General features: G+C 57.1%; 11 protein-coding genes. 6 read left to right on the top strand and 5 right to left on the bottom strand.

The features are described 5' to 3' along the window. Nucleotides 1-262 precede the first annotated feature (262 nt). On the top strand, nt 263-1,360 hold the full coding sequence (gene mltA, locus IAE27_RS14670; RefSeq protein WP_004105083.1) for a murein transglycosylase A: 1,098 nt from the start codon (nt 263-265) through the stop codon (nt 1,358-1,360). 165 nt (nt 1,361-1,525) lie between these two features. After that, a complete protein-coding gene (gene tcdA, locus IAE27_RS14665) occupies nt 1,526-2,335 on the top strand; it encodes a tRNA cyclic N6-threonylcarbamoyladenosine(37) synthase TcdA (protein WP_004105082.1) in 810 nt (269 codons plus the stop codon). 141 nt (nt 2,336-2,476) lie between these two features. On the opposite strand, the gene csdE is transcribed toward tcdA, so the two are convergent. Further along, on the bottom strand, nt 2,477-2,914 hold the full coding sequence (gene csdE / locus IAE27_RS14660; protein ID WP_004105080.1) for a cysteine desulfurase sulfur acceptor subunit CsdE: 438 nt from the start codon (nt 2,912-2,914) through the stop codon (nt 2,477-2,479). Next, nucleotides 2,914-4,119 (bottom strand): cysteine desulfurase CsdA, encoded by a 1,206-nt coding sequence (gene csdA / locus IAE27_RS14655; protein WP_004114970.1) that lies wholly within the window; start codon nt 4,117-4,119, stop codon nt 2,914-2,916. The genes csdE and csdA overlap by 1 nt, the downstream gene beginning before the upstream one ends. Nucleotides 4,120-4,317: 198 nt before the next feature. On the opposite strand from csdA, the gene IAE27_RS14650 reads away from it, so the two are divergent. The 4 genes from IAE27_RS14650 to rlmM all read left to right on the top strand — a co-directional run bounded on the left by IAE27_RS14650 (nt 4,318) and on the right by rlmM (nt 7,321). Next, nucleotides 4,318-4,542 (top strand): YgdI/YgdR family lipoprotein, encoded by a 225-nt coding sequence (locus tag IAE27_RS14650; RefSeq protein WP_024274638.1) that lies wholly within the window; start codon nt 4,318-4,320, stop codon nt 4,540-4,542. Between the two features lie 353 nt (nt 4,543-4,895). Next, nucleotides 4,896-5,813, top strand: a complete 918-nt coding sequence (gene gcvA, locus IAE27_RS14645; protein ID WP_004114967.1) for a glycine cleavage system transcriptional regulator GcvA — start codon at nt 4,896-4,898, stop codon at nt 5,811-5,813. Between the two features lie 19 nt (nt 5,814-5,832). Further along, a complete protein-coding gene (locus IAE27_RS14640) occupies nt 5,833-6,228 on the top strand; it encodes a DUF423 domain-containing protein (protein ID WP_004105073.1) in 396 nt (131 codons plus the stop codon). Continuing rightward, entirely contained in the window at nt 6,221-7,321 is a 1,101-nt protein-coding gene (gene rlmM, locus IAE27_RS14635; RefSeq protein ID WP_004114964.1) for a 23S rRNA (cytidine(2498)-2'-O)-methyltransferase RlmM, read from the top strand. Before IAE27_RS14640 ends, rlmM begins: the two co-directional genes overlap by 8 nt. 208 nt (nt 7,322-7,529) lie before the next feature. Here the strand turns inward: rlmM and fucR are convergent, their stop codons facing one another. Genes fucR through fucK form a run of 3 tightly spaced genes read right to left on the bottom strand, consistent with a single transcriptional unit; the run spans nt 7,530 to nt 10,140 of the window. Beyond that, entirely contained in the window at nt 7,530-8,240 is a 711-nt protein-coding gene (gene fucR, locus IAE27_RS14630; RefSeq protein WP_004105071.1) for an L-fucose operon activator, read from the bottom strand. Between the two features lie 57 nt (nt 8,241-8,297). Further along, nucleotides 8,298-8,720 carry an L-fucose mutarotase gene (gene fucU / locus IAE27_RS14625; protein ID WP_154022856.1) on the bottom strand — a complete coding sequence of 141 codons (423 nt, stop codon included), beginning with the start codon at nt 8,718-8,720 and terminating at the stop codon, nt 8,298-8,300. A 1-nt stretch (nt 8,721) separates the two neighbouring features. After that, on the bottom strand, nt 8,722-10,140 hold the full coding sequence (fucK, locus tag IAE27_RS14620) for an L-fuculokinase (protein ID WP_064370261.1): 1,419 nt from the start codon (nt 10,138-10,140) through the stop codon (nt 8,722-8,724). Nucleotides 10,141-10,164 lie beyond the last annotated feature (24 nt).

Below are 10,164 nucleotides of genomic sequence, written 5' to 3'. Positions count from 1 at the left end.
ACGACCTTCGGGTTATGAGCCCGACGAGCTACCAGGCTGCTCCACCCCGCGTCCGTGGAAGCGCACTATACTCCGCTAACGTTTTGATGCAACCCTTTTTGGCAGAAATCATCAATTTTGTAAAAAATGGTGCATATAGAATCACTTCCAGCCTATTTTTTGCGCAAAATTGCCTTTGCGGTACCTAAGCGCATTTCATTAGCCCTGGGGGTTTGTTATCTTCATCACGCACCCGGGCTTAGCAGCATAAAGAAGAGATACCATGAAAGGACGTTGGGCAAAATATGCAGTAACAGGCGCAATGCTGGCAATGCTGGCCGCCTGTTCCTCAAAACCGACCGATCGCGGTCAGCAGTATAATGAAGGTAAACTCACCCAGCCGTTTTCATTGGTTAACCAACCTGATGCGGTAGGTTCGCCGATCAACGCCGGCGATTTCTCCGAGCAGGTGAGACAGATTCGTAGCGCCTCTCCGCGCCTCTATACCAGCCAGAGCAACGTCTACAATGCGGTTCAGGAGTGGCTGCGTTCCGGCGGCGATACCCGTACGCTGAGCCAGTTTGGTATCGACGCCTGGCAGATGCAGGGAACGGATAACTACGGTAACGTCCAGTTTACCGGCTACTACACGCCCGTGGTTCAGGCGCGCCATACTCGCCAGGGCGAGTTCCAGTATCCGATTTACCGGATGCCGCCGAAGCGCGGCAAGCTGCCGTCTCGCGCCAGCATCTACGCCGGGGCTCTGAGCGACAACTACATCCTGGCCTACAGCAACTCGCTGATGGATAACTTCATCATGGACGTGCAGGGCAGCGGCTACATTGATTTTGGCGACGGCTCGCCGCTGAACTTCTTTAGCTATGCCGGGAAAAACGGCTGGCCCTATTACAGCATCGGTAAAGTGCTGATCGACCGCGGGGAAGTAAAGCGCGAAGATATGTCGATGCAGGCAATCCGCGAATGGGGCGAAAAGCACAGCGAGGCGGAAGTCCGCGAGCTGCTGGAGCAGAACCCGTCGTTCGTCTTCTTTAAACCGCAGTCCTTCGCGCCGGTGAAAGGCGCCAGCGCGGTGCCGCTGATCGGTCGCGCGTCGGTGGCCTCCGACCGTTCCATTGTTCCTGCAGGCACCACGCTGCTGGCGGAGGTGCCGCTGCTGGATAATAACGGTAAGTTTAACGGCCAGTACGAGCTGCGTTTAATGGTGGCACTTGATGTTGGCGGGGCGATTAAAGGCCAGCACTTCGATATTTACCAGGGCATTGGCCCGGATGCCGGGCACCGTGCCGGCTGGTATAACCACTATGGCCGCGTATGGGTGCTGAAAAACGCCCCGGGCGCAGGCAACGTCTTTAGCGGCTAGTGCTCACATTTTCCCCGGTCGCGCTGCGCTTACCGGGGCTACGGTCGCCTGAATAAGCCATTGACGACGTAATCCGGGAATATTTCCCGGAACGATGGCTGATTTTGTTGCCCGGGTAAGGCCCTTGCCTCGCGACCCGGGAATGTCCACTTATTTTGAGGTTATATGTCTGTTGTAATTAGCGATGCCTGGCGCCAGCGCTTTGGCGGCACGGCGCGTTTATATGGTGAAAAGGCGCTGCAATGTTTTGCCGACGCGCACGTCTGCGTGGTCGGCATCGGCGGCGTAGGCTCATGGGCGGCGGAAGCGCTGGCGAGAACCGGAATTGGCGCGATTACCCTCATCGATATGGATGATGTCTGCGTGACCAACACCAATCGCCAGATCCACGCCCTTGGCGGCAACGTAGGTCTGGCGAAAGCCGAGGTGATGGCGGAACGCATTCGCCTGATTAACCCCGAGTGCCGGGTGACGGTGGTGGACGATTTTATCACGCCGGAAAACGTCGCCGAGTATCTGGGCGTTGGCTTTAGCTATGTGATCGATGCCATCGACAGCGTGCGCCCGAAAGCGGCGTTAATCGCTTACTGTCGTCGCCATAAGGTGCCGCTGGTCACCACCGGCGGCGCGGGCGGACAAATCGATCCGACGCAAATCCAGGTCGCCGATCTGGCGAAAACCATCCAGGATCCGCTGGCGGCAAAGCTGCGTGAGCGTTTGAAGAGCCAGTTTGGGGTGGTGAAGAACAGCAAAGGTAAGCTCGGCGTGGATTGCGTGTTTTCCACCGAAGCGCTGGTTTATCCGCAGGCGGACGGCAGCGTTTGTGCGATGAAAAGCACCGCTGAGGGGCCGAAGCGAATGGATTGCGCATCCGGGTTTGGCGCCGCGACGATGGTAACCGCAACCTTTGGCTTTGTCGCCGTCTCCCATGCGCTGAAGAAAATGCTGGCGAAGGCGGAGCGGCAGACGGCGTAAATTCCCGGGTCGCGGCGCAGGCGCCTTACCCGGGCTACAAGACAATTCCCCGGAGGCGGTGCTGCGCACCTGTCCGGGCGACAAAACCGCACGAACCCGTAGCCCGGACAAGGCGCGTCAAGCGCCGCCCCCGGGATGAGCTTAAACCTCAACCTCGCGGGCGGCGGCGAGCACCGCCTCACTCAGGGCGTTGAGCCCCTGGCTGCGCGAGGCGCTCAGCTGGCCGCGCAGCCCCAGCGCATCAAATAGCGCCAGCGGATCCTGCGCCAGCAGATCAGCGGCGCTTTTGCCTTCAATGGCGGTCAACAGCACCGCCAGCATGCCGCGTACGATACGGCCTTCGCTATCGCCGAAGAAATGCAGCTTGCCGTCGACGTCAATGAAGTGTCCCAGCCAGACGCGGTTTTCACAACCGGCAATCTCTTTGGCCCGCGCTTTGAGGTCGTCCGGCAGCGCAGGGAGCTGCTTACCCAGTAAAATTAGCTGGCGGTATTTATCCTCCCACTGGCTGAGCGGGGTAAACGTCTGGAGAAGGGTCGCTTCGGTGACGCGGGTACCAAAAGGGTGAGAAGTCGTCATTAATCCACCAGTATTTCCAGAGCGCGGTCCACGGCGTGCACCAGCGCGTAAACATCGTCCTGCGTGTTATAAGGCGCGAATGAGGCCCGCAGGGTACCGCTGACGCCAAGCGCCGCCAGCAGCGGCTGAGCGCAGTGCTGACCGGCGCGCAGCGCAATCCCCGATTCCGCCAGCAGCGTCACCATATCGCTATGGTGAACGCCGTCAAAATCAAACGCCAGCAGGCTGGCGTCCTGGCAGCGGAATGAACGGAATCCCGGACGTTTCGCCAGTTCCTCTTCCGCCAGCGTCGCCAGCCCACGGCTCCAGTTTTCCGCCTGTGCGATATCCGTCTCGTCCAGCCACTCCAGCGCTGCGCTCAGGCCAATCACCCCGGCGATATTGGGCGTTCCCGCTTCGAAGCGCCAGGGCGCGGGCTGGGTTTTAAAGCCGTCGAAAGTGACTTCGGCGATCATTTTACCGCCGCCGAGCCACGGCAACATCTCCGCCAGCCGTTCGCTTTTGCCATACAGCGCGCCGATGCCGGTCGGCCCGTAGAGCTTATGGCCCGAAAAAGCATAAAAGTCGATATCCAGCGTCTGAACGTCCGCCGGGAAATGCACCGCCCCCTGCGCGCCGTCGACCATTACCACCATCCCGGCATCGTGGGCCAGGCGAATCGCCTGCGCCAAATCCGGACAACCGCCGGTGACGTTGGACATCTGGCCAATCGCCAGCACCCGGCTGCGCGGCGTGATGAGGGCGCCAAGCGCGGCCACGTCCGGCAGGCGATCGGGAGCGATCGGTAGCTTCACTATCCTCGCGCCGGTTTGCTCTGCAACCATTAACCACGGCACCAGATTGGCATGATGTTCCGCTTCGCTGACGATAATCTCATCGCCGGGCTTCAGGCGCGGGCGCACGTAGCATTGCGCCACCATGTTAATGGCTTCAGTGGTGCCGCGCGTCCAGACGATATCCTGGCCGGAAGGGGCGTTGAGCAGCGCCGCCACGCGTTCGCGCGCGTTTTCATAGCGGTCGGTTAGCTGCCGGGCGGCAGCAAACTGGCTACGGTGGACGTTACCGCCGCTGAGGCGATAGAACTGGTCGCTGGCCTCAATGACCGCCAGCGGCTTGAGCGCCGTCGCTGCGCTATCAAGATAGACGCCAGCGTCGGCCAGCGCCGGAAACTGAGCGCGAAATTGGGCGGGGTTGAATGCGTTCATGAGACTCCTCGTATCGATACCAGGATCGTCGCGCAAATCAGCGGGTGATACAAGTTTTCTGCTAACTACTGGAATTTTCTGAATATGAATTCGCCGGCGTGAAAGATGGTTATGCTAAATAGTGTTGGGTTTGTGTTTTAACCTGGTACAGAACGAATCATAAACAGTATAAATAGTCGTAAGGAGAGAAAGATGAAAATGAATAAGACTGCCGCCATTATTTCTGCCTGTGTGCTGACCTTTGGCCTGAGCGCCTGTTCCTCTAACTACGTGATGCACACTAACGATGGGCGCACCATCGTCACCGACGGTAAACCGCAAACGGACAATGATACTGGCATGATTTCGTACAAAGATGCCTGGGGTAACAAGCAGCAGATTAACCGTTCTGACGTCAAACAGCTGGGCGAGCTGGATAACTGATTCAGGTATAGCAGGCAAAAAAAAGCACCGCGCAGTGCGGTGCTACATTAAATCACTATGGACAGACAGGGTAAATGTACAGGAAGTGAAAAGGGGTAGCTTCGCTACCATGGTCCGCAAACCCGGACCAATTGCAAACACAACAACACAACATCACAACCGTAAGCCAAAAGCTTGTTGGAACACGCATTCCAAAAAAAGCTCTTCGTTCCGGCTCAGGAAGTGCCGCCACTATAGGTATTTGCTGGTAGAAGCTCAACGGACAAATTATAATAGCTCAGATAAAAAAAACTAATAGGTTAACTGTTGTTTCCTATTTGTTAAATTGCCTTAACATCTAAGCCAGAATAACTATGTCCAAGCGTTTGCCACCTCTGAATGCATTACGTGTTTTTGATGCAGCCGCCCGCCACCTTAGCTTCACTCGCGCCGCCGATGAGCTTTTTGTGACGCAGGCCGCAGTCAGCCACCAAATCAAGTCCCTGGAGGATTTCCTCGGCCTCAAGCTGTTCCGTCGACGCAATCGTTCTCTTCTTTTAACGGAGGAGGGGCAGAGCTATTTTCAGGATATCAAAGAGATTTTTTCGCAGCTCACCGAAGCGACCCGCAAGCTTCAGGCCCGAAGTGCAAAAGGGGCCTTAACCGTCAGTATGCTCCCCAGTTTTGCCATCCAGTGGCTGGTGCCGAGGCTGACAAGCTTTAATTCAGCTTATCCGGGAATTGATGTCAGAATCCAGGCGGTGGACCGCCAGGAAGATAAGCTGGCCGACGATGTCGACGTGGCGATTTTTTATGGCCGCGGCAACTGGCCGGGGCTGCGCGTGGAAAAACTGTACGCCGAATATCTGCTTCCGGTATGTTCCCCGCTCTTACTTACCGGCGATAAAGCGTTGAAAACGCCTGCCGATCTGGCGCAACATACCCTGCTGCACGACGCTTCCCGCCGCGACTGGCAAACTTATACCCGTCAGCTGGGTCTAAACCATATCAATGTTCAACAGGGACCTATTTTTAGCCACAGCGCAATGGTGCTGCAGGCGGCAATCCATGGACAGGGGGTCGCGCTGGCCAACAATGTGATGGCGCAGTCCGAGATTGAGGCAGGCCGACTGGTCTGCCCGTTTAATGATGTTCTGGTCAGTAAGAATGCGTTTTATCTCGTTTGTCATGACAGTCAGGCAGAACTGGGTAAAATAGCCGCCTTCCGCCAGTGGATTCTGGCAAAAGCGGCTAATGAACAAGAAAAATTTCGCTTTCGTTATGAACAATAAATCATCGTAGGGTAAACACATGACCAGCCGTTTTATGCTGATATTCGCCGCGATAAGCGGTTTTATCTTTGTGGCTTTGGGCGCGTTTGGCGCGCACGTTTTAAGTAAAACGATGGGCGTTGCGGAAATGGGCTGGATCCACACCGGCCTGCAGTATCAGGCTTTCCATACGCTGGCTATTTTTGGCCTGGCGGTGGCGATGCAGCGCCGCATCAGCATCTGGTTTTACTGGAGCAGCGTCTTTATGGCGCTTGGTACCGTTCTTTTTAGCGGCAGCCTCTACTGCCTGGCGCTATCGCATTTACGCCTGTGGGCGTTCGTTACGCCGGTAGGGGGCGTCTGCTTCCTCGCCGGTTGGGTATTAATGTTAATTGGTGCAATTCGTCTGAAACGTAAGGGCGTTGTTCATGAATAAAGTTGTCCTCTATTGTCGCCCTGGGTTTGAGAAAGAGTGCGCAGCAGAAATTACCGATAAGGCCTCGCGCCTTGAAGTATTTGGTTTTGCCCGGGTCAAAGATGACTCCGGCTATGTGATTTTTGAGTGCTATCAGGCTGAAGATGGCGAAAAGCTGGTGCGCGAACTGCCGTTCAGCTCGCTGGTATTTGCCCGCCAGATGTTTGTGGTCGGCGAACTGCTGCGCGATCTGCCGCCGGAGGACAGGATTTCCCCAATCGTCGGTATGCTGCAGGGCGTTGTGGAAAAGGGCGGCGAGCTGCGCGTAGAGGTCGCCGATACCAACGAAAGCAAAGAGCTGATGAAGTTCTGCCGCAAGTTTACGGTACCGCTGCGCGCTGCGCTGCGCGAAGCGGGCGTGCTGACCAGCTATGAAACGACAAAACGTCCGGTGGTGCACGTTTTCTTTATCGCGCCGGGCTGCTGCTACACCGGCTATTCGTTGTCTAACAACAACTCACCGTTCTATATGGGCATTCCGCGCCTCAAGTTTCCGGCCGATGCGCCGAGCCGCTCGACTCTCAAGCTGGAAGAGGCGTTTCACGTCTTTATTCCGGCGGATGAGTGGGACGAGCGCCTGGCGAACGGTATGTACGCCGTGGATCTCGGTGCCTGCCCCGGCGGCTGGACCTATCAGCTGGTGAAACGCAATATGTGGGTCTCCTCGGTGGATAACGGCCCGATGGCGCAAAGCCTGATGGATACCGGCCAGGTGACCTGGCTGCGCGAAGATGGCTTCAAGTACCGCCCAACGCGCAACAACATCTCGTGGATGGTGTGCGATATGGTGGAGAAGCCGGCGAAAGTGGCTGCGCTGATGGCGCAGTGGCTGGTGAACGGCTGGTGCCGTGAAACCATCTTTAACCTTAAGCTGCCGATGAAAAAGCGCTATGAAGAGCTGTCGCGCAACCTGGCCTATATCCAGGAGCAGCTGGATGAGCACGGCATCAACGCGCAAATCCAGGCGCGCCAGCTGTATCACGATCGCGAAGAGGTGACGGTTCACGTTCGTCGCCTGTGGGCTGCCGTCGGCGGTCGCCGCGACGAACGCTAGTTTAGCCGCTTTTGTAGGCCGGATAAGGCACTAAGAGCCTATCCCATTAGGGCTATTTTGTTTGCCATTTTGAACCTGGGCAGTGCTCAGAATCCTCACGTACTACGTGTACGCTCCGGTTCTTCCGCGCTGTCCGTGTTCAAACTGACTGCACCAATAACGCCTATTGGGATAGGCTCTAAGCCGCTATCCGGCGCTGCAATAGCCGTTACGACTGCGACACGTCCGAAACAATATGCGTCACATCATCCAGATGGCCAATTCGGGCCTCCCCTGAACGATTAAACTTGCTCTTATCAATCAGCAAAAGCGATTGCGAGGCGCGCTTAAGCAGCAGCGATTTGAACTCGGCGTTGACCGTATTTGAATCCCAGAGCGCGCCGCCGCTGTCGATACCTTCACAGGAAAAAATGAACAGATCGATCTCCAGCGATTTGAGCTGGGAGATAAGCGATGAACTCACGTAACAGCCGTATTTACGCTGAAGCGTCCCCCCGGAGCAGGTGAGCTGAATGTTCTCTCGCTTGCTCAGCTCCTGGCATATCGGCTGACTGTTGGTAAAAACGTGAAGGTTGAGATCAGGTAGCTGGCGAGCCAGGTACCAGCAGGTGGAACTGGCATCGAGGGCGATAACCATCCCTTCGTCTATCCAGGCCAGCGCCTCGCGGGCGATATCCGCTTTGTGCGCATAGTGGCTTTTTAAACGAATATGAAAAGGGTCGCCGCTGTCCTGGCTTTGCCGGTGAATGACTTTTGCCCGACCGTGGTTACGCAGTACTTTTCCCTGGGACTGAAGCTCGCTGAGATCGCGGCGGATGGTTTCTCTGCTGACGTTAAGCTGTAGCGATAAGGCTTCGGTGGTCAGACTATTATGGTTTATGAGCAGGTCTAGTATCGCTTGCTGTCGTGCCGCTTTCATTTTTCTCACCCTGGCGTTCGCTGAGCGCCCGCACCAGACGGGCGCTGCGGCATGAGATTACGGCGTTACTCCTTTTTTTAAAAGAATATTCCCGTACTTAGCGCGCTCACCTGTGATAACGATCGCAAAGGCTTTTTGCGCCCGCTCGTAGAAAGCAAAGCGGTCAATGCGGGCGATCTCAGGGCAGGGTGCGGCGGCGGAAAGCGCCTCGCGATAGCGCGTTTCGACCTGCGGGTCGAGGGTGTCGCCTTCCACGGCGGCCATCATCACCAACGGCGGAGCGTAGCTGTCTAACTCAAACAGCGGAATAATCGCCTGCAGCAGGTCGCTTACCCGCAGACCGTCGGCGCGAATGACCTGTGGACCTATGCTGTGCGCCGGGAAGTGGGCATCGGAAAAGACGATCTCATCTCCGTGCCCCATTTCCGCCAGGACTTTCAGTAGCTCCGGCGATATTAACGGGGAAATCGTTTTTAGCATCTCATACTCCCTCAATCAGTTCGGGTTCGGTTTGCGGGTAAAAATAGCGATACTGATAGCTCACCTGCGCTCTGGCCTGTTCAGGGCTGTGGAATTCACCGACGCCGTACCAGCCAAACATGGCGGCGCCAGCCACGGTGGTTTCGGCGTCATCCAGTACTTTGACAGGCATATCGAGCGTATTGGCTTTGATCTGATTCCACAGCGCGTTGCGGCTGCCGCCGCCGACCAGCAGCAGTTCGCTGGCGTTAAAATGGCCGATTTTTTGTAGCGTTTGCAGGTTACGCGCCAGCTGTTCGGCTAATCCTTCCAGCGCGGCGCGATAGAAATGGCCGCGAGTGGTATTCAGCGTGACGCCCTGCCAGCCCGCATTCCGGCAGGAGAGCAGATCGCACTGCATCCTTACCCCCTCAGAACCGGCGGGAATGACGCGCGCTTCTTCAATCAGCGTGCGCCACGGCGTTTCTGGCGTCCACAGCAGCTGGCGTACCCACTCCAGCACGCCTGAAGCCAGCCACTGCATACCGGGGTTATAGCATCCCGGCTGGCTATCCAGTTCGCAGGTCGATCCCGCATAGTGGCTGAGCAGCGGCGTATTCACCTGAACGCTACGCACCATCAAAATTTCCCACGTACCGGAAGAGAGCACTGGTTCATCCTGCTCCGCGCCGGCGCCAAACAGCGCGAACTGGGTATCGTGCCCGGCGGAGATAACCGGGATCCCGGCGGGTAATCCCAGCATCTTCGCGGCATCGTTTTGCAGGGTACCAATCTGCTGGCCCGCCTCCACCAGCCGGGGAAACAGGCGGCGCGGCAATCCCGTTGCCTGCAGAATCTGCGCGCTGAAATCTCGCTGGTGGATATCCAGCATCTGGCTGGTACCCGCCATGGTGATATCGGTCGTGAATTCCCCGGTCAGGCGCTGGTTGATCAGCGAGGAGATGAATAGCCAGGCATGGGCCTGCTCCAGCAGCTGCGGGTGGTTTTCTTGCAGCCATATCAGCTTATAGAGGGTGTTAAAACCAAATGCGCCGACGCCGGCGATCTGCTGGAGCTGCTGCGCGGGCATAAAGCGGCCGATATTGTCCATCACCGCTGCGGTTCGCGGGCATTTCCAGCTGATGACCGGATAGAGCAGCTTGCCCTGTTCATCCACCAGCGCGCCGTCCACGCCGAAGGTGGTGACCGTGATGCCGCGAACCGTGCAGGATGAGAGCGCATCGCCAATCTGCCGACAGCACTCGGCGAAGCGTTGCAGGATGGCCTCCAGCGACCACTGGTGCCATGCGCTGTTCTCTGCGGCGATATCGCTGGCGTTAGCCGTTGCGGCGCGGGCGATAATATTCCCCTGGCGATCAACGGCAATCGCCCTGACGTTGGTGGCGCCGCAGTCGAGAACCAGGATGACTTCATTCTTCATAATCTCTCCCGAGACGTTGCCGGA

The sequence above is a fragment of the Klebsiella sp. S69 genome (genome assembly GCF_016516145.1).
Classification (GTDB): domain Bacteria; phylum Pseudomonadota; class Gammaproteobacteria; order Enterobacterales; family Enterobacteriaceae; genus Klebsiella; species Klebsiella oxytoca.
The sequence above is the reverse complement of the archived record's forward strand: the minus strand, read 5'-3'. Positions and strand labels throughout refer to the sequence as shown.

Bases quoted from the DNA above. Each gene is read 5' to 3' on its own strand.
- mltA (WP_004105083.1), top strand. From the start codon at position 263: ATGAAAGGACGTTGGGCAAAATATGCAGTAACAGGCGCAATGCTGGCA.
- tcdA (WP_004105082.1), top strand. From the start codon at position 1,526: ATGTCTGTTGTAATTAGCGATGCCTGGCGCCAGCGCTTTGGCGGCACG.
- rlmM (WP_004114964.1), top strand. From the start codon at position 6,221: ATGAATAAAGTTGTCCTCTATTGTCGCCCTGGGTTTGAGAAAGAGTGC.
- csdA (WP_004114970.1), bottom strand. From the start codon at position 4,119: ATGAACGCATTCAACCCCGCCCAATTTCGCGCTCAGTTTCCGGCGCTG.
- IAE27_RS14640 (WP_004105073.1), top strand. From the start codon at position 5,833: ATGACCAGCCGTTTTATGCTGATATTCGCCGCGATAAGCGGTTTTATC.
- fucR (WP_004105071.1), bottom strand. From the start codon at position 8,240: ATGAAAGCGGCACGACAGCAAGCGATACTAGACCTGCTCATAAACCAT.
- gcvA (WP_004114967.1), top strand. From the start codon at position 4,896: ATGTCCAAGCGTTTGCCACCTCTGAATGCATTACGTGTTTTTGATGCA.
- csdE (WP_004105080.1), bottom strand. From the start codon at position 2,914: ATGACGACTTCTCACCCTTTTGGTACCCGCGTCACCGAAGCGACCCTT.
- fucK (WP_064370261.1), bottom strand. From the start codon at position 10,140: ATGAAGAATGAAGTCATCCTGGTTCTCGACTGCGGCGCCACCAACGTC.
- IAE27_RS14650 (WP_024274638.1), top strand. From the start codon at position 4,318: ATGAATAAGACTGCCGCCATTATTTCTGCCTGTGTGCTGACCTTTGGC.
- fucU (WP_154022856.1), bottom strand. From the start codon at position 8,720: ATGCTAAAAACGATTTCCCCGTTAATATCGCCGGAGCTACTGAAAGTC.